Source organism: Mycetocola sp. Y442 (genome assembly GCF_056898615.1).
Window position 1 is genome coordinate 413,274 of record NZ_JBXHBV010000002.1, and the last position, 23,954, is coordinate 437,227.

The following is a 23,954-nucleotide window of genomic DNA, read 5'->3' on the forward strand; positions in this document are numbered from 1 at the left end:
GTTCGCGTGTGCCGCGCGTGGCCAGTGGGCCCGCGCTGCCGCCTAAACTAGAAGCATGACTTCCTCCGCCTCGGTCGATGTCGCCCTCATCGGTGGCGGCATCATGAGCGCTACTCTCGCTTCCCTCATTCAGCAGATCCAGCCGGACTGGAAGGTCGTGATTTTCGAGCGACTCGGCGAGGTCGCCCAGGAGAGCTCGAACCCGTGGAACAACGCCGGTACCGGCCACGCCGCGCTGTGCGAGCTCAACTACATGCCGGAGTCGAAAGACGGCTCGATCGACCCGTCCAAGGCGATCAGCATCAACGAGCAGTTCCAGCTGAGCCGGCAGTTCTGGTCTTCGCTCGTCAGGAAGGGCGTGCTCCGGGAGCCGAAGACCTTCATCAACTCCACCCCGCACATGACCTTCGTGCGCGGTGAGAAGGACGTGAACTTCCTCCGCCGCCGCTACGAGGTACTCAAGAAGCAGCCGCTTTTCGAGGACATCGAGTACTCCGAAGACTCGCGGGTCATCCACCAGTGGGCACCCCTGCTCATGAAGAAGCGGCTCAAGGGTGAGCCGTTCGCGGCAACGCGCACGGTGTCAGGGACCGACGTCGACTTCGGAGCGCTCACGTCCCAGCTCTTCGAGTCGGTGACGGATGCCGGGGCGAGACTTCGGCTCAATACCGAGGTGCGCTCTCTGAAGAAGCAGAAGGACGGAACGTGGCTGATCCGTCACCGCGAACTCGTCGGCCGAACCCCCGGACAAACGAGCGCCCGCTTCGTCTTCGTCGGTGCCGGTGGCTGGGCGCTCAAGCTTCTGCAGAAGTCGGGGATCCCGGAAATCAAGGGCTACGGCGTCTTCCCGATCTCGGGCCAGTTCCTGCGCACGGACAACCCTGCGATCGTCGCTGAGCACAAGGCAAAGGTCTACAGCCAGGCCGCCGTCGGCGCGCCGCCGATGTCCGTGCCCCACCTCGACACGCGGGTTGTCGACGGAGACGCCAGCCTCCTCTTCGGCCCATACGCGGGATTCAGCCCGAAGTTCCTCAAGAACGGGTCCATCCTCGACATCGTCACGCAGGTTCGCCCGTCGAACCTCATCCCGATGCTCGCCGTCGCCAAAGACAACCCCAGCCTCATCAGCTACCTCGTCGGCGAGCTCGTCGCGAGCAAGTCGAAGAAGTTCCAGGCGCTGCGTACCTTCATGCCGACCGCGAACCCGAAGGACTGGTACCTCATCACGGCGGGCCAGCGGGCCCAGGTGATGAAAAAGGACGCGAAAAAGGGTGGCGTCCTCCAGTTCGGCACCGAGGTCATCGCCTCGAAAGACGGCACCATCGCCGGACTCCTCGGTGCGTCCCCCGGTGCGTCGACAGCGGTCCCGATCATGCTCGATGTGCTCAAGACCTGCTTCCCCGATGACTTCGAACGGTGGGAGCCGCAGCTCAGGTCGATGATCCCGAGCTACGGTGTCACTCTCAACGACAAGCCTGAGCGCGCGGAAGAAGTCCTCGCCGCAACGGCAGCGGTTCTCGAGCTGACCCGCTAGCCGCAGCCGGGGATCGCTTCGATGTCCTCGAGCGCGCCGGCGTAGCGCGCGTTCGCGGCGACGATGGCCTGCCTGGTCACGTCGATCGACGCACCCGCGTCATATGCGCCGAGTGCGCTGTCCATATCGTTGCGGGCGGCCGCAATCTCGGTGACGGCATCCGTTATCGCCTGCCGTGAACCCTGGCAGTCCTCGAGGGTCTGCGCCGCGGCGGCCAACTGCACGGTGAGCGCCTCGATCTCTTGTTCGAGGGCGTCCTCCCTGCTGCTGGCAGTGAAGACGGATGCCGTCACGACGCTCGCCACGATGGCCGTCGCGAGGCCAGTGACAAGGAGTGTGCCAAGGGAGAACCGCCGTGTGGTTCGGCTGCCCTCTGCGCCGCCGCGCTCCGTCGGCGCTGGCGTTGGCGTTGTCTGGCCGAGCGCATTGCGCGCGTGCGTATCTGGAGCCACCATTCGAGTTCCCCCTCTGACACCTGACAATACCGCGCAACACCGGCGACCTCACGTACCCCGGATGTTTCGGTCAGGTGAAGTTCCGACCGGAGAATGTGACAAATCCTCACTGCGCGCTATGTTGGTAGCGGGCGTGAGTTCTCATCGCCATCAGGCATTCAGAGGAGGATTGTGAACGGGTTGACTGCGCTCACGGCACTGCAGCGAATACGCGACGCTCTGTTCAGCCTCACCGTCCGCTCCGGGTTCCACAGCTTTGGGCGCCGGAGCCGTATTCTCCTGCCGTTCCGGGTGGCGCACGGTGAGAAGATCGCGATCGGTGATGGCTGCCTGATCGGCTCCAACTCGTGGTTCATGATCCCCGTCGAGGACTCGCCGTCCCCGACGATCGTCATCGGCGACAGGGTCCGCATGAACCAGACGCAGATCTCTGCCGTGTCGAGCGTCGTCATCGAGGATGGTGTGGCGATCGCGCGCGGGGTGTATATCTCCGACCACAGCCACGGCTTCGAGCTGCCCGACGTCTTCATCCGTGACCAGCCGCTCGACCGGGTCGCCCCCGTCCGCATCAAGCGGGGCGCCTGGATCGGTCAGAACGCGATAATCATGCCTGGCGTCACCATCGGAGAAGGGGCCGTCGTCGGTGCCCTCAGCGTTGTGCGCACCGACGTTCCAGCGCGAACCGTTGTCGCAGGCATCCCCGCCCGCATCATCCGCTCCCTGCCGGGGGCCGTCACGGCGACGGAGTACAGCTCGTGAGCACAGCGCCGCACGACGTCGTCTTCACCTTCAGCTATGAGACCTGGACGGATGCCGTCAGTCGCGGCATGATGCGTCCCCCCGACCGGCTGCTGTCCCGGTTGCTCGAGAGCCCGGCGGTCGACAGGCTTCTCGTAGCCAACCCGTACCGATGGTTGCCATCGCACGCGGTGAGGGCTCTGTCGCGCTCGCAGTCTCCGTTTCCCGCGACACCGAAGCGCATGCTGCAGTCCCCCGTGCGACTGCGGCGCGCCGATGGGATCTCGATCCCCAGCCTCGAGCGCGACTACCGCGCCTACGACCGGGTGCTGCGGCGTGCTTCCGCCCAGCTCGGCCAGTCGGCGCCCGTGACCATTTCAGCGAACCCCATCATCGCCGGTTTCGCGCCGCTCGAGTGGGCGTCCGGCGTCACCTTCTACGCCAGGGATGACTGGCTGAGCTCGCCGGCACGCCAGGAGTACTGGCCCGCGTACCGGGAGGCCTACCGCCGGATCGCCGAGCGCGGTCTGGGGGTGGCGGCCGTGTCGGAAGAGGTGCTCGAGCGGATCAACCCCCGAGGCCCTGGCGTCGTCGTCCCCAACGCGGTCGAGCCGGCTGAGTGGGAGGGGCCTGTTCCCCCGGAGCCGGAGTGGCTGTCCGGGATCCCCGGGCCGCGTGCACTGTACGTCGGAACGCTCGACACGCGCCTCGATGTCGAGGGTCTGGCCGCGCTGGCTCGCCGCCGCCCTGACCTGTCGATCATCCTCCTCGGGCCGTTGCCCGATCCGGGGTACCTGGCCGCGATCGATGGCATCCGTTCGATTACCGTGCGTCCGAAGGTGGGCAGAACCGAGCTCGTTGCCACCATGCGCAACGTTGACGTGTGCCTGCTCGCTCACCGCGTGACGAGGCTCACTGAAGCGATGAGCCCGCTCAAGGTGTACGAGTATTTGGCGGCAGGCAGTCCGGTGCTGGCCGTTGACTTGCCGCCGGTGCGTCACATCGACGAGCGTGTGCTGCTCACCAGCTCGGTCGCCGATTTCGCCGATCGGCTTGATGAGGCGCTGGCGCTCGGGGCCGCGTCAGCGACAGAGCGACAGCGGTTCCTCAGCGAGAACTCGTGGCAGTCGAGGCACGAAACCATCCTTACGACGGCGTGGGCGGCGGCGGGGCTGACGTACCCGGCGATCCATTTCGGCAGGTCGGGGTCTGCCTCCGCAGCGCCAAGGGGACAGCGGTGACGGTCGAGGTCGTTCACTGGAACCCGCGCCGTCCTGTCTTCCGCGGACGTTTGGGCAGGCTTGTGCCCGTGAAGCGGGCCGTGGGTAACTTTGGTGACCTGCTCGGCCCGATGGTCGTGGAACGGATGCGGGAACGCCTCGGTCTCGATATCCATGCCGGGCTTCCCGACCGCCGGTTGCTGACGGTGGGTTCGATCCTGCACTACGCGAGGAATTCCGACGTCGTGTGGGGGAGTGGGATCAACGGCAAGGTCGACCCGTCGTGGGCGACCCTCCACTCCCTCGACATCCGGGCGGTCCGTGGGCCGCGCACTCGCGCCCGGCTGCTCGAGCACGGGTTCGCCGTGCCGGAGGTGTACGGCGACCCTGCGCTGCTTCTGCCGACTCTCTTTCCCGAGTTGTCCGACTGGGCAAGCGAGCCCAGGCGGTACGGCGTCACCGTCATTCCCAACCTGCATGACCTCCGCGATCTGGCGGGGCGGGCGAACGTCGTGTCGCCCCGGGCACCCGCCTGGCGCGTTCTGGAGCGGATAGCCCGCAGCGAACTTGTTGTCGGTTCGAGCCTGCACGGCATCATCGTCGCTGAATCGCTCGGTATTCCGGCGCGGCTCGTGGCCCCGGCGAAGGAGAACCTCTTCAAGTACCGGGATTACTTCGAGGCGACGGGCCGCACTGAGCTGCCCCTGGCGCCGACGGTGGACGTCGCGATCGAAGCCGGCGGCGCCCCGGGGGCGACCTGGGACCCGCTGCCGTTGATGAACTCGTTCCCCGCCGAATTGTGGCCTCGCGTGCTCTGACGCTGCTTGATGTGCGACCCCAGATGTCGGGTTCGTAAACACGAAAGAACGTTGGGTTACACCTCCCCGAAAAAACCTGACGAAACCTCACTTTTGCGCTAGCGTGAGAAACAGTTCTCGATGCGGCCCTGAACCGCGTCATCTTTGCCCACGATGATTGGTTCTCACTCATGCGCAGTACGTTTGCGACGACTCGGAAAAGTGCGCTGGTCGCGCCGGAACGGTCGATCGACGCTGTCGCAGAAGAGGTGCGCCCCGCCGACCGGACACGGGGGGAAGTCCGGCCGGATGGGGGACCGGCTGAGGACACGGCCCCGCGCGTTTTGCCACAGCCGCTCAAGCTTCGCTGGCCGACCCGGTATCTCCTCGCGACCACTCTCACCGACGCCGTTGCGGTCCTCGCGGCACTCCTGCTCGCCCAGCTCGTGAGGTTCGGCCCCGACAGTCTCCGGATCTCCGAGGGCGGGATCGAGTACGGCGTGATCGCCGTCGTTGTGGCCCTGGTGTGGCTCATCGCCCTGTCGGCGACTCGCTCACGCGCCCCGCGCCTCATCGGTGTCGGGCTCGCTGAATACCAGCGCGTCGCCAACGCCACTCTCATCACGCTCGCCCTTCTTGCCACTGTCGCGTTCCTGTTCCAGATCGACCTGGCCCGCGGCTACCTGGCGGTCGCCCTGCCCGCTGGCCTCGTCCTGCTCCTCGCCGGGCGAAAGTTCTGGCGGGTGCGGTTGACGAAGCTGAGGCGCAGAGGCCGCTGCCTGACCGGCGCTCTCGTTGTGGGGTCGACGAGGGACGTACGCGAGGTGATCGACCAGCTCCGCGCTACCCTCACGGCTGGGTATCGACCAATCGGAGTTGTGATCACCGACAGGACGGCATCCGTTTTTGAGGGATTGCCCGTCATCCCGCTCGACGCTCTTGCGGAAACGTCCCGCTCGTCGCGCACCAAGGCGGTGATGGTCGCCGGGAACCTGCCGGGCGGCAGCGACCAGTTGCGACGGATCGGGTGGTCACTCGAGAACTCGCGCACCGAACTGATCCTCGTCTCAAGCCTCACCGACGTCGCCGGCCCGCGCATCCACATGCGCCGCGTCGAGGGACTGCCGATGGTGCACGTGCAGCTGCCCAGGTACACGGGCTTCAACCACTGGATGAAGCGCCTGATCGATGTCGTCGTTGCGGGTATCGCCACGGTGCTTCTGCTGCCGGTGTTCGCCGCAATCGCGCTCGCCGTGTACCTCGAGGACGGCGCTCCTGTGCTCTTCCGCCAGCGTCGCGTCGGTGTGGGCGGGTCGTCGTTCACAATGCTGAAGTTCCGGTCGATGGTGCCGGATGCTGACGCCAGGCGTGCCGAGATCTCGCACCTCGACGAGGGCAACGGTGTGCTCTTCAAGGTGCGAAGCGACCCGCGCGTCACCCGGGTCGGGTCGTTCATCCGACGATTTTCACTCGACGAGCTGCCCCAACTGGTCAACGTGCTGCGCGGGGAGATGAGCCTCATCGGGCCCCGCCCACCGTTGCCGGCCGAGGTGGACCGGTACGAAGACGCCGCCGCGCGTCGCCTGCTCATCAAGCCAGGGATCACTGGGCTGTGGCAGGTATCCGGGCGCTCGAACCTGAGCTGGGAGGAGAGCGTGAAGCTCGACCTCTATTACGTGGAGAACTGGTCAGTGACCGGGGATTTGATGATCCTGCTCCGCACCGTCCGTGCCGTTTTGAGGAGGGAGGGCGCGTACTAGCAATGTCCGTTTTCAGTTGTGCTCATTCGGGAGGTCGCAATGTCTCAATATCTGTTCGTCTGTTCGGGCGGAGGGCACCTTAAACAGCTCCACACCCTTGCCCGCCGTATCGGTATCCCACCGGAGGACCAGTTCTGGTTCACCTTCGATAATGGGCTCAGCCGTACTCTCACCGACGGCACCGACCGGGTCTTCGCCAGGTTCGCTGCCCCGCGTGACGGATTCAACATCCTGAGGAACGCTGTGCTCGCCGCGAAGGTCATGGCGCAGAGGGACTTCGCCGCGGTGATCAGCACCGGCTCGTCGCCCGCGGTCTCAACGTTCCCCGTTGCCCTTGCCCGCGGCATCCCGTGCCACTACATCGAGAGCGCGGCGCGAGCGGAGGGGCCATCGCTCAGTGGACGGATTGTGGCCAGGATGCCAGGGGTCAAGACGTATTCGCAGTACCCCGTCTGGGCGAGCGACAGTGAATGGGCGTACCGCGGCAGCATCTTTGACGAGTTTGCGCCTGGCCCTAACCGTCCGGAACGGCCCATCCGGAGGGCGGTGGTGTCGCTCGGCACCCAGGAGTCATACGGGTTCGACCGGTTGTTCCAGAAGCTGGTGCCGCTCCTCGACGGGTGTGAGGTGCTGTGGCAGGTCGGCGCAGCGGATGTCTCGGCGTACGGAATCGACGGGCGGGCGAGCGTGCTGCACTCGGAGCTCGCTAGGGCGGTCGCCGAGGCCGATGTAGTCGTTGCCCACGCCGGAACCGGCGCGGCGCTGACCGCTATTGAGGCGGGCAAGGTCCCGGTGCTTGTGCCGCGGCTGGCGCGCTTCGGGGAGCACGTGGACGACCACCAGATTCAGATCGCGGCCGAACTCTCGCGGCGTGGCCTCGCTATCGATTGCCCGCCCGAGCGACTTGACTTCGCGACGCTGGTCGCGGCATCCGTGCGCACGGCGCAGCGGGTGGAACCGCCGAGCTTCGACCTCGATGGACTGGTGCCGGCGGCGATGGCAGTTCTGTAGGACCAATCCTGCCGGTCGGGCGTCGTGTGCGTTCCGGCCGGAGGGGCAGGCGGCCCGGACCATCCCGAAGGCCGGGCCGCCGTCCACCCCCTCGTCCATCCTCCTTCGTCCCCCGCGCCGCGGGAGGCGGTGCCGCCTTGCCGCGCGCCGTGCTGCGGCCCGCCGACGCGATTCTGGCGCTCGGGTGACACGTGATGTGGGTGTCGCGACGGCGCACCCGCACAAACTGTCACTCCACCCAGCTCGCCGTCCGTCTGGCGGCCCTGCCGTTGCCGGTGTCGGCACTTGGGTGACACGTGATGTGGGTGTTGCGACCGCGCACCCACACGAACTGTCACTCCAACCGGCCCGTGCTTCCGGTGGCGGCACTTGGGCGACACTTGATGTGGGTGTCGCGGCCGCGCACCCACACAAACTGTCACTCCAACCGGGTTGCCCGTCCACAGCGGTGTCGGCGCTCGGGTGACACTTGACGTGGGTGTCGCGGCCGCGCACCCACAGCATCCGTCACTCCAACGGTCAGGAGCGGGACAAGCCCGAAGAGGCCGCCGCGTCCGCGGCTGTTTCTCGCCTGTGGATAACCCTCACGCGGCTGTCGCGAGTGCGCGACCATCGACGCATGACGAGAAGGCAACCACTTCCGGCGGCCGCGAGCACCGGCCCTGTCAGCGTGAAGGCGGCCCGGGAGCTCGGGGTCTCGCCAGGCAGGCTGAGGGCTTCGGACCTTGAGTCTCCCTTTCGGGGAGTGCGGGTGCCAGCGCCCATGGTCGCCGAGCCACTGGCGCGGGCGAAAGCACTAGCCACTGTCCTCGAGAACGGCCAGTTCTTCAGCCATCAGACGGCCGCTCTCATTTGGGGGATGCCGTTGCCGTGGGCTCTCGGCGCGGCTCCGGTAGTGCACGTCTCCGCGTTCAAACCGAATCGACCGACACGGCGCGCGGGCACCGTCGGGCACCACCTCAAACCAGGAACCGCAACGACGAGAGAGTGGCTCGGCCTGCCGGTGGCCTCGCCGGCAACGACCTGGACGCAACTGGCGAGCGCCTTAACCACTTACGAACTTGTCGCGGTCGGCGATTTCATCCTCCGCGGTGTGGATCCGCTCGAGAAGTACGGGTACCGACCCGTGTACACCCCGCTCGCCACCCGGGCGGAGCTCGAGACAGCCACCAGTTGGTGCCGTCGCCGCGGGGCCGCGAAGCTTCGGGAGGCACTGGATCGCATCAGAGACGGAGTCGAGTCACCGAAGGAGACGGTACTGCGCCTCACGCTCGTGGATGCCGGCCTCCCGGAGCCGGAGATCAACGCGAACATCTATACGGCCGGCGGGACGTTCCTCGGACGGGCGGACCTCGCCTATCCCGAGTACAAGGTCATCGTCGAGTTCGACGGTGAGCAGCATAGGGAGAGTCGGTACCAGTTCGATCGGGACATCGACCGCATCGACCGGTTCGTGGAGCACGGATGGCGCTTCATTCGCGTTCGGGATTCGTTGCTCGGCTCGAATCCGACAGAGGTCGTGCGCCGCGTGAGAGTCGCGCTCATCGCGCGCGGCTGGTCGCCGGATGCCTGAACCCGCCTGAGACTATCGGGCCGGCACGGATGCGTGTGGCGCGCGCTCCTGCTGTCACGCGGGCGCCGCGACGTTCGGGTGACAGTTGTGGTGGGTGCTGGGGCGGCCCACCCGCGGGAAGTGTCACTTGGGCGGCCGGCTCGGGGCGGCGGGGAGGCGGTGTCGACGTTCGAGTGACAGTTGTGGTGGGTGTCGGGGTGGCGCACCCACAGGAAGTGTCACTCGAGCGGGCGGCTCGGGGCGGAGTGGAGGCGGTGTCGCCGTTCGAGTGACAGTTGTGGTGGGTGCTGGGGCGGCGCACCCACAGGAAGTGTCACTCGAGCGGGCGGCCCGGGGTGGTGGGGTCACTTGCGCGGGCGGGCGGCTCGGGACGGAGGGGAGGCGGTGTCGACGTTCGAGTGACAGTTGTGGTGGCTGCTGGACCCGCGCACCCGCGGGAAGTGTCACTTGAGCGGGCGGCTCGGGGTGGTGGGGTCACTTGGGTGGGCGGCCGGCTCGGGGTGGTGGGGACGTGGTGTCGACGTTCGAGTGACGGTTGTTGTGGGTGCTGGGGCGGCGCACCCACAGGAAGTGTCACTCGAGCAACCCGGAACGCCGCGCTGCGAAGACTCCCGGCTACCCCGCCGCCCCCGCCACCTCAGCGGGGAGCGGTCGCCCGTCGATATCGGCCCTCGCCGGCACGTGGGGGCCGGCCGGGCTGATCGCCGCACTGCCCGCATCCCGAAGGTGCAGGTCGCCGGCTTCTTCATCCACATAGAGCACATCCCCGGTGCGGTTTCCTCCGGCGCCGACGGCATCCGGTTCTGCACACGACTTCTCATTCCACTTCTCGACAATCGAGTTCGTCATCGGGCTCGCACAGTCGGCGAGGTACGCCACAACATTGCGATCGAACACAAGCCCGGGCAGCGCGTCGAGCCGCAGCGATCCACCCGAGAACGAGTTGTTGCGCACGACCAGGTTCTTCGTCTTGGCGTAGCGCAGGTCGGCAGCAGACCCGCCCTGGCAGTCAGCGGTCTTCACGATGCACCCCTGCACAAAGTTCGACTCGATCAGGATGTTCTTCATCCCGGTGCCCTTGCCCGACGACAGGATGATGCCGGCGTTGTAGCAATTGCTGAGCTTGTTGGCCCGAAGCGTCACATTCGCGCTGTCGAAAATCTGCACGCAATCCGCGTGCAGCCCGTTGTCCTTGTTCTGGTCGAAGTCGCGCACCTCGTTGTTCTCGATCAGAACATCGGATGCTCCGCCCACCTGGATTCCATCAACGCTCGATCCACCCTCGAAGAGGCTGTCGCTGACGGTGACATGCTGCGACCGGACGAACAACCCGGTTCCAGAGAGGTGCACGTTCTCGAGCCGGGTGTCGACGGCCGGCTTGTTCACGAACATCACACCGGTGACGGTGATGCCGCGCCAGGTCACCGACGGGATCCCCACCTCGAGCCTGTCGAATGTGGGCGTCGCGCCCGCGGCAGGAGCGACGACCACAGCGGAACCGAGCGACGCGAGGTTGTCGATGCCCGTGAGGTTCTTGCTGCCGTAATTACCGTCGGCCAGGGTGATGACGCTGCCGGCGCCGGCCTTGCCAAGCGCTGTCTCGAGGGAGCACGGTGACCCGGTCGAGCACGCCGATCCCGATCCCTTCGGCGCGGCGGCCAAAGCACTCGAGCTGTCGAGCCTTCCGGTCGATGCCAGGCGCGATCCCGTCGCGCCCGGCGGGTCGAGAACGGTGCTCGACGCGTCGACCGCGCCGCCGTCGACGCCGGTGCCCGAAGACGCGGCGAGCTCACCCGAACTGGTGATCACGTCCCACGCCACGGCGGCAAGCTTCTGCTGCCCGAGCGTCGATGGGTGGAAGAAGTCGATCGACGAGACGTCGTCGCCGGTGAATTCGAGTTCGAATGCAGCGTCGCCATCCCAGATGCAATGCGGATGCGTGGCGCACGCGTCGGCGAGTACGCCGTTGAATTTCTCGATGAGGGCGGAGATCGACGCTCGGCGGTCGACGTCGGCCGGTTCGCTGCTTGTCGCGTTGAACAACAGCGAGCGGCACTGCGCGATCTTCTTCCAGGTGGCGACAGCTGTCGGGTCGTCCTTCTTGGCATCGATGAGACGGACGAGGTTCGGCAGCGAAGACACATACACGCGTGCATCGGGGAGCCCGGCGGAGAGGGTGTCGAATGCCGCCGTGACGTTCTCAGCGAACGCGGCCTCCGGTGTCATGTCGTCGTACGACGGGGCACAGACATCGTTGGCGCCGATGAGTACGGTGACCAGGTCGGGGCCCAGCTCCACGGCTCTGGCCGCCTGGTCCGGCAGGCTTTCGACGCCGGCGCCGTCACCGGCGAGAATCTCGGTGGTGGGAACGGCACCGCTGGTCTCCGCCACTCTGGAGGCGAGTGACTGCACCATCGGGTCGGTTCCCGTCGCCCACGACGCTTCCGGGCAGTGGCCGCCGCCGTCGCAGGCGTTCACGCCGAGGCTCATGGAATCGCCGAGCGACGCGATTGCCGAAATCTCGAACGGTGCGGATGCCGTGGACGGTGGCGGAGTCGGCGCTGGTGCCGGTGCCGAACATCCCGCGAGCACGAGAGCCGCTGCGATGCCGACCACCAGCATCCGAACGGCTGGAATCCTTGATGGTTGTCTCACGCTGACGTCCCCCGATCCTTCGCCGATGTCGCAGGCGTTGTAGCCTGCGCTGCCACCGGCGAAACCTGTGGTGTCCCCGCGGGTCGGCGCTCATCGTCGTCGCGGCCGGTGTCGTCAACGCTATCCGCGGACTCCGCCGGGGGCTGTGGTTTGCGGGTTTTCTTCACGAACTCGATGATCTGCGCCAGGTCGCGCCGATAGGCGGGGATGACCATGGCGAGACCGAGCGGAACCAGCCCAGCCACGCCGCCAACCAGCACCTGGAGGATCGCCGGAAGCGCGAGCAGCGTCGTCGCCCACGCCGCTCCGAAGGCGAACGGCACGAGCAGGGCGGGTCGAAGCACGGGCAGGACGACGTCCCGCCCGGTAACGAAGGTGCCGCGGATCGCCCAGGCGAACCCGGGAACGAGAACCGCGAGCGACACGAGACCGTACGCGAGGGCGAGCCCGTCGACCCCGTTCCACCACAGCCCGACGAAGAACGAGGCGATGATGATCGGCCGCGAGACGATGTAGTAGACCAGTTGCCGGTGCGCGCGACCGAGCGAGATATAGATCCAGCCCTGCACGTTGCCGATGGCCTGCGCAACGCCGGCGATGGTGAGCAGGGCGAAAATCGACGCCGTGGCATCCCACTGCGGACCGAGAAGCAGAAGGACCAGCGGATGCGCCAGCGCGGCGGCGATCGCGAACGCGGGCAGCGTGAGGTAGGCGATCACCATCAGCGAGGCGCGGACGTACCGCCGGTAGCGCGGTCCGTCATCCTGCAAACGGCTCAGCACGGGCAGCGCGACGCGGCCAAGCGGTCCGTTGAGCTGCTGGAGCGGGAGCATGAAGAGTGCATATGCCCGCGAATACTGGCCGAGTACGTCCGAGCCGAGCTGGCGGCCGATCACGACATTGTCGACGTTGCGCGCCAGGTAATTGAGCAATTGCACGCCGAAGATCGAGCCACCCGTGGTGAGGAGGGGAAGTACCTCGCGGTCGACGTGCGGTCGTCCCCAGTGGGGGCGGGCCGCGACCCACAGGGCAATCAGTCGATACACGCTCGCCGCTCCGGTGAAAACGACGAGCGACCAGACACCCCAGCCGGCGAGGGCAGCGGCGATGGAGAGTGCGACGCCAAGCGCCATGGAGATTACGTCGATGCGCGCGAGCACGCCGAACTTGAGGTCGCGCTGAACCTTCGCCTGCAACGGCATCGCGAGGCCGTTGATCAGGAGGGTCGGTGCGACGGCGATGCTCAGCAGCACGAGTCGTTGCTCGTCGTAGATCGACGCGATCAGGGGAGCCGCGAGGGCGATGAGCGCGGTGCCGATCACGCCGACTCCGGCGCTGAGCCAGAGCACACTCGACCAGGTCCTGTCGTTGAGCTTCTTCGCCTGGATGATGGCACCGGTCATGCCGAAGTCCCGGACGAGGTCGGCGATGCCGACGATGGCCATGATCATGGCGATGAGTCCGAAGTCGGACGGATCGAGGAGTCGCGCGAGGACGACGGTGGACACGGTCTGCAGGATGGTCTTCGACCAGGTTCCGCCCATCGTTACGAGGACGCCGCGGCTGGCCTGGTGGCCGAGCCGGTCATTCGCTGACGCCGATGTTCCCGAGGACGCCGGCGCCTCAACGACGGGCGCCGACGCCGGAGCCGGAGCCGTTGGTGCGCGGGGCGGCCTCATGCGCGGCTCGTTTCGTCTCGGTTCCAGCCGGGCAGCCGGCCGCGTCGTTCCGACAGCGCGGCAAGAACGAGGGGGACGCCGTAGCCGACGCAATAGACGAGGAACGACGGCCACAGGGCCGGGCGAACGGCGACCCGAGCCAGGAGGTGGCGGTAGCTCCCTGCGGCGGCGGGTTTCGGGAGGTGGATCGGGGGGTCCGGTGGGTATGGGTGGCCGGGTGCCGGGTTTTTCCTCCCGAAACGTCCTCCGGGCGCCAGGGTGGACGCCGGTGTAGCGCCGGTCTGTGCCGCGTCGGAGGCGCCCGCTGCGGCGCCCGTCTGTGTCGCGTCGGAGGCGCCCGCTGTGGCGCCGGGCACCGGGTCGGCGGCGGGTTTCGGGAGGTGGATCGGGGGGTCCGGTGGGTATGGGTGGCCGGGTGCCGGGTTTTTCCTCCCGAAACGTCCTCCGGGCGCCGCGGTGGACGCCGGTGTAGCGCCGGTCTGTGCCTGGGCGGTGGTCGGTGCAGCGCCCGTCTGTGTCGGAGCGGAGGCCGGCGCTGCGGCGCCCGGCACTCCCGCGATCCGCGCCACCTCGGCGCGGCGGCGCAACTGTCGGTTGCCCGCGGCGATGCGTGTTGCCCTGCGGATGTGAGCCCGCAGCGTTGCGGGCGCGCGAACGACGAACATCTCGTCGAGGGTCAGCCGCTCCGACGGTGCGAACAGTTGCTGGACGAACCTGTCGTCGGCGATGACATCGGGGAAGGCGCCGAAGCGCGCCCGTCCCTCGCCCGACAGGGCGTAGATGCCGGATCCGACGTGACCGGCCAGGCGGTAATCGCTGAGTTCCCAGATCCGGTAGTGGGCGCGGGCAGCCCAGCTCGCCGCCGACGTGTCGACCGTGAGCGTCGGTGCCGCGACGAGGGGACCGCCCGGGGCGCTGAGGGCAGCCGCGAGGGCGTGCAGCGTCGCGGCGGAGACGACGACGTCCGCGTCGACATAGGCACGCGGATAGTGGTCGCCGGCAATCGCGTCACCGGCGTTCAACGCAACAGTCTTCGAGGGCTCAGCGGTCTCGACCACGCGCACATCATCACCGCCTGCCGCCCGCGCCACAGCGACGGTGTCGTCGGAGCACGCATTGGCGGAGACAATGACGCGAAGGTCGGCATCCGCTCGGAGTTCGCGGAGCAGCCGGGGGAGGACCGCCGCTTCATTGTGTGCCGGGATGATGACGCTCATCCCGGCACCGGACGCCCGCGGCGCGCTCACGCGAGCTCCCGCCGCCGTCGCCGTAGCCCGTCGAGAGGGCGTGACCGGGCCGGCACCTGCCCCGATGCCGACCCGGCCACAGTGGTTCGCGTCGGTGCTTCCGTGAGCACCCACGCGCCGACCCCAAGCAGCATGAACAGCAGCATGAAGGTCTGGAAGAATCCGAACGCGTCGTAGAAGAACATCGCCGTGCCGTAGCCGGCAATCGAGATGGCGAGCGCGAGAGCGAGCGCCGCGTACTGCGGCGAGTGCGCTGGTCTGAACGCGTATGCGACAAGCCGTGACGCCGGAATGAGGAGCAGGGCCAGCACGCCGATCACACCGAGCGCTCCCACCTCCATGAGCGTTCCGAGCCACTGGTTGTCGAGGATGAACGAGTTCGCCGTGTCGCCGATGACGATCCGCGAGCCCAGTCCCGAGCCGAAGAACGGCTGTTGCGAGACGATCTCGAGCGCGGGGTCGAGGTCGGCGAGGCGGCCGGCCCCCGTGAACCCCGGCGATGTTTTTTGAGAGGCGATGAGGCTCTCCGGGTCGAGGAACCCGCCGAACATGGCTTCGAACGGTTTCGGGATGATGGCGGCCGCGACCACGACGGCGGGCAGGGCGAAGCTCGCGAGCACAATCCCGAGGATCGGCCTCGTGATCAGGATGATCAGGAACATGACCGCGAGCGTGACAACGGCGGTGCGCGAGACGGCTGCGGCGATCCCGAACAGCTGGAGCGCAACGATACCGCCGAAGAAGATCTTGCGGTTGTAGATGTTGTGTGGCCAGGCCGCGTACTTCGCCAGGTAGAGCGCGAGGGGAATGAGCATGCACAGCATGACGCTCAGCGCGATCGGATGTTGCGCTGACGCATACGCGCGAGCCCCGCCAGCGCGCAATGCCTCTCCTCCGTCACGCAGCAGCTCGAGCGGCAGGACGCTCGAGAGCTTCATGAACACGTTCTCCCTCGTGACCTTCTCGACGAGAGCGAAGAAGCCAACGATCCCCGAGAAGATGACGAGAGCGGTGAGCAGTGTGTTCACGGTCCGGGCAGAGCGCAGCAGCTGGCGGGTCAGGTAGAGCAGCGCGACGACGATCGCGTAGTTGCCGAGGGCACCGATCGCTCCGGATGCCAGGCCCTCTTCGGTCAGGATCGTCGCGTTGACGGCGACAGAAACGATCATGGTGATGAGCCAGATGAGGAGCGGAGCGCCAAAGGCGATCGGACGCCAGGTAAAGCGCGGGTCGATGAGGAGGGCGACGCCGACAGCGACGATGAGCAGCACGATCACGGCCCGATAGGGCTCGAGGGCGAACGACAGCGGGATCGGGATCGCGTACCGTCGAACGGGAATGAACAGGACAACGGCAGCGAGCACGGTGAGCGCAATTCCTGAGCGGCTCGGCCGGAAGCTCAGGACGGCGTCCCTCACACGCTCGCCGATCAGCGCCATCTGGCCCGCATCGTTCGCGGGGGTCGGCAGTTGCGGCACGCCACGATCGCCGCGCTCTGCCGGTGTCGGAGGGGCGCCTGGCCCAGGGAGGGTCGTCGTCATGACGGCCTAAACGTATGCGTGAGTGTCGTCGGACCGCTTGTGCTCGTCGTGATCCGGGTCTCCATCACCGACAGGCTGCCCGGCGCCGTCGGCGCCCGTTGGCGTCGATGTTCCCCTCGCCCCTGCGGTCACCGATGATCCCGTGTCGATCGACGACGAATCGCTGTCGTCATTCTTTCCTGCGGCGCTCACTGCCTGGGACCGGCGGGATGCTGCGCGTCGTTTCTCGCGGCTGATCCGGATGTTGTACAGCACGAAGATCAACACGACCACGAGGATCAGGACGCCGAAAGCGGTGAGCACGACCGGGATCAGCGGATTGCTACCTTCAACCTCGGTCGCTTCGCTCTCGCGCAGTGTCTGCAGCTGAACCCGCTCGCCCTCCGGCACCGCGGTGGTGTCCTGCTCGGCTCGCACGTACTCCTGGAAGACCGTATTGGCCGCCCGTGAGATCTCCTCGGCACGGCCGGGGGAATTCGCGGAGCCGACGATGTCGAGGATCGGCAGCGTGAGGCGGCCGGGGAACTGTTCGTCTCCGGCCGGCTGGGTCGTGCGTCGAACCGCTGTGACCTGTTCTTCGTCGGAAAGCGGCCCGACGACATCCTCGACCATGGCACGGATCTCCGAGCCGGACACGATATACGCGTAGACCACCGTGGTGGAGACGAGGTCGCGGGTGACATCCGGAGCGACTCCCTCCTGCACGGGGGCACCGGGAATCACCGACTGGTAGAGCGGCTGCTGCGGGCTGCCGACCAGAACCGTCGTCGATGCCCTGTAAGTCTGGACGGCGCGCGGCTGCAGCTGCCCGTCAACGTAGCTGTATCCGACGATCCCGCCCACAAAGCCGGCGACGATCAGCCCAACGAGGAGCAACCACTTGTAGCTCCAGAGGACTCGAAGGTAGAGAGGAACATCCATGCTTATCGACTTTCTGCTTGGTGGGACACGGATGTCCCGCGGGTGGGCGAACCGCTGTGTCCTCTTCCATCGTGGACGCGCGTTGTAAAATTGAGGAACCCTCAGTATTACGAGTATATTAACAATCGATCGGCCACGGTCAAACACGCCATCAGTGCTTGTAAATTTCGTGACAGATACTCACGTCCCCTCCTGGGATGCGAAGAGCGCACCTGGCCCGAGCGGGGAGGAACATGACGAGGCAGACCGATGGTCAACGCCCCGCGCCGCAACGCGGTGGTGACGCGCTCCGTGTGCTGTACAGCTTCCCGCACGCCATCGGCAGCCAGGGCATCGGTGAAACCGCGTGGAATCAGGTGAATGAACTCATTCGTGCCGGGCACCACGTCACCCTCGTGACCGCGAGCGTTGCCCGTCCCATTCTCCGGTTGACGGCGCTCGAGCAGACCCTCATCGTCGGTGGGCGGCGCGTACCGCACCGGGCAATCGGTCGAATGCGGGCGTTCGGATGGCACGATCTTCTCGCGGCGCGCCTGTTGCAGCGCGGAACCTTCGACGCCGTCCACGCCTGGCCGCTGGCATCCTCCCGTACCCTGCACGCCGCACGTGCCAAGGGCGTTGCCGGACTCAGGGAGGTGCCGAACACGCACACGGCACACGCGTACGACATCGTTGGACGCGAATACGCGAGACTCGGACTCTCCGTCCCGAACGGCTGGTCGCACCAGTTCGACGGTGAGCGGCTCGTCATCGAAGACCGCGAGTATGCCGCGGCACACGGGTTGCTCGTGCCGTCGGATGCCGTCGCAGACACCTTTCTGTCCAGGGGATTCGACGCATCGCGGCTTGTGCGCCACCGTTACGGGTTCGATCCCGCCACGATCCGGGTTCCGGCCCGTGACGAGACGGCGAGGCCATTCACCGCGGTCTTCCTCGGCAGGTGCGAACCCCGCAAGGGGCTCCACTACGCGCTCGACGCGTGGCTTTCCTCGAGGGCAAGCGAGTCGGGGAAGTTCCTCATCTTCGGCGACTTTGTGCCGGGTTATCGGGAGTTGCTCGCGCAACGACTGGCTCACCCATCGGTTGAGGTGAGGGGGTTCACCGACAGGCCGGCCAGGGCATACGCGCACGCGGATGTTCTGTTGTTGCCGTCGGTCGAGGAGGGCAGCGCGCTCGTCACTTACGAGGCGCAGGGAGCCGGGGTGATTCCGCTGGTCTCGCAGGCGAGCGGCGCGGTCGTCCAGCACGCGGTCAACGGGCTGATCCACCGGGCAGGCGACGTGAGCGCGCTCGGCTCACAGATCGACCTCGTCTATGGCAGCCAGCGCTGGCGCCGAGCGCTCCGTAGTGGCGTTCTCTCCCAGGCGCCGAGCCTCACCTGGCAGGCCGCGAACGCGGTGCTGGTCGACGGCTACCGTCGGGTGATCGACGGGCTCCGCCCCGGCGGATATCGCGGCAGGCCCTCAGAACTTCACCCGGGAACGGGCGAGTACCCCGACCTCGATGAGGGATTCACGAACACCCGTGAGGCGACCGGAACCGCGCCATGTGCGCGATCGGGATCCCCGTGGCTGCCGAGTCGAGGGGGCAGGGTGCATGGTGCTTCCGGCTGACGTCACTCTCGTTATCTGCTCGCGTCAACGGCCTGAGCTGCTGAGGGACGCGCTCGTCTCCATCGCGGCCGCGACGCCGCCCGATGTCGATGTTCTCGTTGTCGATTCAGGATCGACGACGGATGCCACGGGGCAGGTGGCAGCGGATGCCGGCGTTCGCAGCGTGCGCACCGACGTGAAGGGGCTGAGCATCGCCCGCAACCTGGGCCTCGAGGCATCCGATCGCGAAATCGTGGTCTACACGGATGACGACTGCGTTGCGACCCCCGGCTGGATCGACGCCATGCTGCAGCATTTCGATACACCAGACATCGGAGTCGTGACCGGGCGCATGCTCGATCACACCAAGGTGGGGTCGGACGAGGTGTATCGGCACAAGCTGGAGTTCTCCGACGTCGCCGGCGGTCTCGACGCGGGGCACGGTGCGCTGATGGCCTTTCGGCGGGCGTCGATTCTCGCGATCGGCGGCTTCGACGACGTCCTGGGCGCAGGGAGGGATCTCGCCGGAGCCGAAGATCTCGACGCGTTCTGCCGGATGATCGATGCGGGCTGGAAGGTCGTGCACGAGCCGGAGAGCGTCGTGCACCACACCTTCACCCGGGTGGGGGAGAACTATCGGGAGCTGCTTCACGGCTACGGCCTCGGTATGGGCGCGCTCGTCAACAAGTGGCTGAGGCTCGACAGTGCGGTGGGACTCGTGATGCTGCCCACTGTCCTCTCCCGCCAGCTCAGGAAGGCTGCTCGGGCGTTCCCGCGGAACCGGGCGAGAGCGAGGGCCGAACTGGCGATGTTCACCGGCATTCTGCGCGGGTTCGCCCTGGCGGCGCGCCTTCCGCTCGATGGGAAGCTGTTCGTCGACACCACCCGTCCAGAGCCGATCGTGCTGCCCGAGGCCGTCGCCGACGGCGGGCGCACAGACCGCTCCGTCGCGACCTCCACCGGTGTCGCCGCGTCGACCTCAGCGCAAGGAGAGATCGATGGCTCCTGACGTTGTCGTGCAACCCCTGAGGGTGCTCGACGAGAAATTTCTCGTCAACGAGGTGGCGTTCCGGCTGGCCCGACCTGCCCTCACCATGATTCTCGACGGGGCCGGGCTGCGGCGAGACGACGGCACCATCGATGCCGATCTCGTTCGCGCGATTGTCGCCGAGCGCATTCCGGCGGAGCCGGCCATGCTGCAGCGGTTGATGCGTGTGGCGTTCGGCCTGGCCACCCCGGCGTGGGTGCCGGCGGGGAGCGTCGACCTCAACTGGCACGTCACGATCCTGCCGGGGACATACCCGAGCGGACCGGACGCGAGCCTCCTCGCGGGTGCCGCCAACAGGCTCGACCTCTCCCGGCCGCTCTGGTCGTTCACGGTCGCCGACCTCGACGACGGCACGATCGCGATCGTCGGGGTCATCCACCACAGTGTCGGCGATGGAATCCAGGGCGTGCGCATGGTCTCGAGCCTGCTCGCCGACCAACCGGCAATGCCCGCCGGTGTGCGGGACGCGGACGGCACGGTATCCGGTGCCGTCGTCGGCCGGGCGCCCCGAACGCAACTCGAACTGGTGAGGGGACACTACGCCGCCTGGCGGTCCCAGCATGCAACGGTGGGCGATGCGTGGCGTGACTTCCGCCGCAAGCCGGTCGCCAAACGGCTCAAACGCACCGCCGGACGCCTGACCCGCCCGCTCAAGAATCTCTACCTGGTGCGGTCGGGACGGGCGGAGCAACTCATCCCGCCACGGCAGTTCCGTATGTTCGTGGTGCCGGCCCCGGTCGTGAAGACGCTGGCGTCCCGGTTCGGAGTGTCACCGACCGCGCTCACGGTTTCCGCGGCGTTCTCCGCGCTCGCCGCCGTCGAACCGGAGCGGGAGGGCTATGCGCTGTCCGTGCCGCTGTCGCTCCAACGGGAGGCCTCCGCACGAAACCACATCTCGATGGTGAGGATTGACGTGGGCGAGGTGACGGATTTCGCCGGTGTCGTGGCATCCGTCTCCGACTCCCTCAGCTCGGCGGTGAGGACGCCGGGGAGCACCGGCAGGACCACCGCGATGTCGCCAGTCGATGAGGCCGGGTACGCGTCCCACCTGCCGATGCACCCGCGCCGCCAGTACTTCGGCCCGGCGGAGGTGACGTCGATCACCCTCTGGCCGGTGCTCGACCTCGACGACCGGATGGCGGTATTCACCACGAGCTACGCCGCGAGCTTTGCCGTCGCCGTTGTGACGACGGCGGCAACAGACATCGATCGGGTGACGGATGCCCTGGCTCGCGTCTTCGATCCGTCCGAGGTTCCAGCCGGGGCGTCAGTTCCCGTCGAACGAACAGAGGTGGTGCCAGGTGGCGTCTAAGGGAATACGTGGTGTGTTGCGGTCCGTGCTCGACCCGCGGACCGCGCTGCATCTCATCAGGGTTGCGCATTTTTACGGGTACAGCCATGTGCAGCAGGTGCGGAAGCTGAACCGGGGAGACGCCGTGTCGTTCGCCCCGACCGTGTCGTTCCGCAACGCTGAGCGCATCTTCCTGGGTTCCGGCACGCACATCGGCGAGGGCAGCGTGATCTGGGCGGGCAACTCCCGGTCGCGCGTGATCCTCGGGGAGAAGTGCCTGCTTGCGCCGCACGTGACGATCACCGCGTCGAACTACGGCATCGTCGAGGGAACGCCGGTGATGGACCAGGCGAAAATCGAGAAGGACATCGTGATCGGGCCGGGCGCCTGGCTCGGCGCGAACGTTGTCGTCACGGCCGGCGTCACCATCGGCGCTGGCGCGATCGTCGGCGCTGGCGCGATCGTCACACGTGATCTTCCGGCGAACTGCATCGCGGGAGGCGTTCCGGCGAAAGTGCTCGGGCACCGTCCCCGGTCGGATGAGCGTGAAGCGACGGATGTCGTCCAGCCGGAAGGCGAATCGGCGCCAGCACGCCACGCCCTCAGTGCGGACCGGGCGGGGATCTCATGACCGGCCAGCCGACCGTCTCCGTGATCATCGTGAACTACAACACCCGTGATGCCACGCTCGAGTGCATCGAGTCGGTCTTCGCTGAAACCGTCGCAGCGACCGGGGCAGACCCTGCTCTTCCACCCCCACTCGACGGGCTCACGGTGATTGTCGTCGACAACGGCTCCGTTGACGGCAGCGCTGATGCGATCAGGGAGCGGTTTCCCGCAACGGTCGTCATCGAAGCGGGGGAGAACCTGGGCTTCGCCCGCGGCGTCAACCGCGGAGTCGCCGCGTCGACGGATGACTACGTGTTGCTGCTCAACCCCGATACCGTCGTTCTTCCCGGTTCCCTTCGCGCGCTCGTGTCGTTCGCCGTCGAGCATCCGGAGTACGGACTTTTCGGCGGGCGCACACTCCGAACGGATGGGGTCGTCGACCCCAGTTCCTGCTGGGGTGAACCGACCCTGTGGTCGCTGACCTCGTTCGCGCTCGGGCTGTCGACGGCGTTCAAGCACTCGCTCCTCTTCGATCCGGAATCGCTCGGGACGTGGAAGCGTGACAGCGTTCGCGAAGTGCCCATCGTCACCGGGTGTCTCGCCCTGATCCTCAGGGAGCAGTTCCTGGCGATCGGCGGGATGGACGAACGGTTCTTCCTCTACGGCGAAGACGCCGAGTTCTCGGTGCGCGCACGCCGGGCCGGCCTCCGCCCGGTGATCGTCCCGACGGCCGTCATCGTGCACGACGTCGGCGGGTCGACCGGCGACTCCGGCCGAAAAATGAGCCTCGTCATGGCGGGCAAAGCGACACTGCTGCGCACCTCCTGGACGCCGGCCCGCGCTCGGGCTGGAATCGCGCTGCTGCAGGTCGGGGCCCTCGTTCGCGGAGCGCTCGAGGTAGTGACCCGGAGCCCCAAAAAAACCTGGCTCACCGTGTGGCGGTCGCGGACGAAATGGCGCCAGGGCTACCCGGAGGCCGAGGCGACCCTGTTCGGACGGACACCGCAGGACAACGTCGGGGCAATGCCCGATACCGCGTCCGCTGGCACGCCCGCTGGCACGCCTCCTGGCACGGCCCGTTCCCGGTGGCGCGCCGACCGTCCGCTGCGGGTCGAAGCTGAACCCGCGTTCCGGACTCGGCACGCCAACCCGTACAACGCGGCGCTCTACTCGGCCATGTCACCGGACGATGCCGAGGTGCGCGATCTCAGCTACCTGCGTCTGCTGGTCGGCAGGACCGACATCGTGCACCTGCACTGGCCCGATCTCACCTTCCTTTCCGGTCCCCGCCGGTGGCGGCAGGTCGCCAGGCTCGTGCTCTTCTTCACTTTTCTCCGGGTCGCGCGGCTGCGTGGCACCAAGCTGGTCTGGACCGTGCACAACGTGTCGTCGCACGAGAGCCGGTCCACCCCGCGTATCCGTGCCTGGTACTCGAGGCTGCTGGTCGGGAACGTCGACGGGATCATCGCCCTGACGAGCGAGGGCATCAGCGCGGCGAGGAACGGCTACCCCGAACTCGGTCGCGTTCCGGCGTTCGTCACACCGCACGGGCACTACCGCGACAGCTACGACCTGTCGGCGACCCGGGAAGAGGCCCGCGCGGCGCTCGGTCTGCCGCCCGAGTCGATCGACGCCACCGTGTTGCTCAGTGTCGGTCAGATCCGGCACTACAAGAACGTGCCGCATCTCGTCGACGTGTTCTCCCGCCGCGGTGTCCGGGTTCTGGCCGGCGCGGAGTCCGACGCCAGCCAGAGGGAGATCCTCGCCATCGCGGGGAAACCGGCGGATGACGCGTTGCGGGCCGCGATCACGGCATCCGCCTCGAACGACGTGGTTCTCGATCTCGAGTTCCTCCGGGACGACCGCCTTGCGACCTGGCTGCGCGCCGCCGATGTGGTTGTGCTGCCGTACTCGAAGATTCAGAACTCGGGTTCGGCGATTCTTGCGCTCAGTGCGGACCGACCGGTCGTTGTTCCCGCGCTCGGGGGGATGGCTGAGCTGCGGGACCAGGTCGGCACCGACTGGGTCTATACCTTTGAGGGCGAGCTCACCGCTGACGTACTCGACGATGTCTTTCTCTGGCTGCGCGACACCGACCGCGGCGAGAGCCCTGACCTGTCAGCCCTGGACTGGTCCGCCGTCGCCGGCCAGACCCTCGCGGCCTATCGCGCGGTGCGGGGCGCATCCGCCCGGCACCGCCCACCCACCCGATTCGGCCCACCCTTTCCGACAAAGACCACCCTCACTGACGAACACCACCCTCACTGACGAAGGACCAGCTCT

The 23,954-nt window shown here is 67.1% G+C and carries 18 protein-coding genes; 12 read left to right on the top strand and 6 right to left on the bottom strand.

What is annotated here, in order from left to right; genetic code table 11:
* Nucleotides 1–55: 55 nt before the first annotated feature.
* Nucleotides 56–1,534 carry a malate:quinone oxidoreductase gene (locus AC1X6S_RS08610; RefSeq protein ID WP_483405336.1) on the top strand — a complete coding sequence of 493 codons (1,479 nt, stop codon included), beginning with the start codon at nucleotides 56–58 and terminating at the stop codon, nucleotides 1,532–1,534.
* On the opposite strand, the gene AC1X6S_RS08615 is transcribed toward AC1X6S_RS08610, so the two are convergent.
* Nucleotides 1,531–1,989 (bottom strand): hypothetical protein, encoded by a 459-nt coding sequence (locus tag AC1X6S_RS08615; protein WP_483405337.1) that lies wholly within the window; start codon nucleotides 1,987–1,989, stop codon nucleotides 1,531–1,533. The two genes, AC1X6S_RS08610 and AC1X6S_RS08615, sit on opposite strands and share 4 nt — an antisense overlap.
* A gap of 171 nt (nucleotides 1,990–2,160) precedes the next feature.
* Between AC1X6S_RS08615 and AC1X6S_RS08620 the strand changes: the two genes are divergently transcribed.
* From AC1X6S_RS08620 to AC1X6S_RS08645, 6 genes are all read left to right on the top strand, one after another.
* Nucleotides 2,161–2,748 (top strand): acyltransferase, encoded by a 588-nt coding sequence (locus AC1X6S_RS08620; RefSeq protein WP_483405338.1) that lies wholly within the window; start codon nucleotides 2,161–2,163, stop codon nucleotides 2,746–2,748.
* On the top strand, nucleotides 2,745–3,968 hold the full coding sequence (locus tag AC1X6S_RS08625; protein WP_483405339.1) for a glycosyltransferase family protein: 1,224 nt from the start codon (nucleotides 2,745–2,747) through the stop codon (nucleotides 3,966–3,968). The genes AC1X6S_RS08620 and AC1X6S_RS08625 overlap by 4 nt, the downstream gene beginning before the upstream one ends.
* A gap of 68 nt (nucleotides 3,969–4,036) precedes the next feature.
* Nucleotides 4,037–4,765, top strand: a complete 729-nt coding sequence (locus AC1X6S_RS08630) for a polysaccharide pyruvyl transferase family protein (RefSeq protein ID WP_483405340.1) — start codon at nucleotides 4,037–4,039, stop codon at nucleotides 4,763–4,765.
* A gap of 170 nt (nucleotides 4,766–4,935) precedes the next feature.
* On the top strand, nucleotides 4,936–6,504 hold the full coding sequence (locus AC1X6S_RS08635; protein WP_483405341.1) for a sugar transferase: 1,569 nt from the start codon (nucleotides 4,936–4,938) through the stop codon (nucleotides 6,502–6,504).
* A 39-nt stretch (nucleotides 6,505–6,543) separates the two neighbouring features.
* Nucleotides 6,544–7,515 (top strand): glycosyltransferase, encoded by a 972-nt coding sequence (locus tag AC1X6S_RS08640; protein WP_483405342.1) that lies wholly within the window; start codon nucleotides 6,544–6,546, stop codon nucleotides 7,513–7,515.
* A 751-nt stretch (nucleotides 7,516–8,266) separates the two neighbouring features.
* Nucleotides 8,267–9,088: an endonuclease domain-containing protein gene (locus AC1X6S_RS08645; RefSeq protein WP_483405343.1), complete on the top strand. Its 822-nt coding sequence runs from the start codon at nucleotides 8,267–8,269 to the stop codon at nucleotides 9,086–9,088.
* A gap of 615 nt (nucleotides 9,089–9,703) precedes the next feature.
* On the opposite strand, the gene AC1X6S_RS08650 is transcribed toward AC1X6S_RS08645, so the two are convergent.
* From AC1X6S_RS08650 to AC1X6S_RS08670, 5 genes are read right to left on the bottom strand one after another with little or no spacing between them, the layout of a single operon-like run.
* A complete protein-coding gene (locus tag AC1X6S_RS08650; protein WP_483405344.1) occupies nucleotides 9,704–11,743 on the bottom strand; it encodes a GDSL-type esterase/lipase family protein in 2,040 nt (679 codons plus the stop codon).
* Nucleotides 11,740–13,422 carry a lipopolysaccharide biosynthesis protein gene (locus AC1X6S_RS08655; RefSeq protein WP_483405345.1) on the bottom strand — a complete coding sequence of 561 codons (1,683 nt, stop codon included), beginning with the start codon at nucleotides 13,420–13,422 and terminating at the stop codon, nucleotides 11,740–11,742. Before AC1X6S_RS08655 ends, AC1X6S_RS08650 begins: the two co-directional genes overlap by 4 nt.
* Nucleotides 13,419–14,669 (bottom strand): glycosyltransferase family 2 protein, encoded by a 1,251-nt coding sequence (locus tag AC1X6S_RS08660; protein ID WP_483405346.1) that lies wholly within the window; start codon nucleotides 14,667–14,669, stop codon nucleotides 13,419–13,421. Before AC1X6S_RS08660 ends, AC1X6S_RS08655 begins: the two co-directional genes overlap by 4 nt.
* Nucleotides 14,666–16,210: an O-antigen ligase family protein gene (locus AC1X6S_RS08665; RefSeq protein ID WP_483405347.1), complete on the bottom strand. Its 1,545-nt coding sequence runs from the start codon at nucleotides 16,208–16,210 to the stop codon at nucleotides 14,666–14,668. The genes AC1X6S_RS08660 and AC1X6S_RS08665 overlap by 4 nt, the downstream gene beginning before the upstream one ends.
* Before the next feature lie 6 nt (nucleotides 16,211–16,216).
* On the bottom strand, nucleotides 16,217–17,131 hold the full coding sequence (locus AC1X6S_RS08670; RefSeq protein WP_483405348.1) for a YveK family protein: 915 nt from the start codon (nucleotides 17,129–17,131) through the stop codon (nucleotides 16,217–16,219).
* A gap of 233 nt (nucleotides 17,132–17,364) precedes the next feature.
* Between AC1X6S_RS08670 and AC1X6S_RS08675 the strand changes: the two genes are divergently transcribed.
* The 5 genes from AC1X6S_RS08675 (at nucleotide 17,365) to AC1X6S_RS08695 (ending at nucleotide 23,939) form a co-directional block, all read left to right on the top strand.
* Nucleotides 17,365–18,744: a glycosyltransferase family 4 protein gene (locus tag AC1X6S_RS08675; RefSeq protein ID WP_483405349.1), complete on the top strand. Its 1,380-nt coding sequence runs from the start codon at nucleotides 17,365–17,367 to the stop codon at nucleotides 18,742–18,744.
* Complete coding sequence (locus tag AC1X6S_RS08680) at nucleotides 18,728–19,732, top strand: glycosyltransferase family 2 protein (RefSeq protein WP_483405350.1); 1,005 nt, start codon at nucleotides 18,728–18,730, stop codon at nucleotides 19,730–19,732. The genes AC1X6S_RS08675 and AC1X6S_RS08680 overlap by 17 nt, the downstream gene beginning before the upstream one ends.
* Nucleotides 19,722–21,083, top strand: coding sequence for a wax ester/triacylglycerol synthase domain-containing protein (locus AC1X6S_RS08685; RefSeq protein WP_483405351.1), 1,362 nt, complete (start codon nucleotides 19,722–19,724; stop codon nucleotides 21,081–21,083). The genes AC1X6S_RS08680 and AC1X6S_RS08685 overlap by 11 nt, the downstream gene beginning before the upstream one ends.
* 124 nt (nucleotides 21,084–21,207) lie before the next feature.
* Nucleotides 21,208–21,693: an acyltransferase gene (locus AC1X6S_RS08690; RefSeq protein ID WP_483405352.1), complete on the top strand. Its 486-nt coding sequence runs from the start codon at nucleotides 21,208–21,210 to the stop codon at nucleotides 21,691–21,693.
* Nucleotides 21,690–23,939 (top strand): glycosyltransferase, encoded by a 2,250-nt coding sequence (locus AC1X6S_RS08695; protein ID WP_483405353.1) that lies wholly within the window; start codon nucleotides 21,690–21,692, stop codon nucleotides 23,937–23,939. Before AC1X6S_RS08690 ends, AC1X6S_RS08695 begins: the two co-directional genes overlap by 4 nt.
* Nucleotides 23,940–23,954: the final 15 nt, after the last annotated feature.

Bases quoted from the DNA above. Each gene is read 5' to 3' on its own strand.
- AC1X6S_RS08610 (WP_483405336.1), top strand. From the start codon at position 56: ATGACTTCCTCCGCCTCGGTCGATGTCGCCCTCATCGGTGGCGGCATC.
- AC1X6S_RS08615 (WP_483405337.1), bottom strand. From the start codon at position 1,989: ATGGTGGCTCCAGATACGCACGCGCGCAATGCGCTCGGCCAGACAACG.
- AC1X6S_RS08635 (WP_483405341.1), top strand. From the start codon at position 4,936: ATGCGCAGTACGTTTGCGACGACTCGGAAAAGTGCGCTGGTCGCGCCG.
- AC1X6S_RS08640 (WP_483405342.1), top strand. From the start codon at position 6,544: ATGTCTCAATATCTGTTCGTCTGTTCGGGCGGAGGGCACCTTAAACAG.
- AC1X6S_RS08655 (WP_483405345.1), bottom strand. From the start codon at position 13,422: ATGAGGCCGCCCCGCGCACCAACGGCTCCGGCTCCGGCGTCGGCGCCC.
- AC1X6S_RS08665 (WP_483405347.1), bottom strand. From the start codon at position 16,210: ATGACGACGACCCTCCCTGGGCCAGGCGCCCCTCCGACACCGGCAGAG.
- AC1X6S_RS08670 (WP_483405348.1), bottom strand. From the start codon at position 17,131: ATGGATGTTCCTCTCTACCTTCGAGTCCTCTGGAGCTACAAGTGGTTG.
- AC1X6S_RS08675 (WP_483405349.1), top strand. From the start codon at position 17,365: ATGACGAGGCAGACCGATGGTCAACGCCCCGCGCCGCAACGCGGTGGT.
- AC1X6S_RS08680 (WP_483405350.1), top strand. From the start codon at position 18,728: ATGGTGCTTCCGGCTGACGTCACTCTCGTTATCTGCTCGCGTCAACGG.
- AC1X6S_RS08685 (WP_483405351.1), top strand. From the start codon at position 19,722: ATGGCTCCTGACGTTGTCGTGCAACCCCTGAGGGTGCTCGACGAGAAA.
- AC1X6S_RS08695 (WP_483405353.1), top strand. From the start codon at position 21,690: ATGACCGGCCAGCCGACCGTCTCCGTGATCATCGTGAACTACAACACC.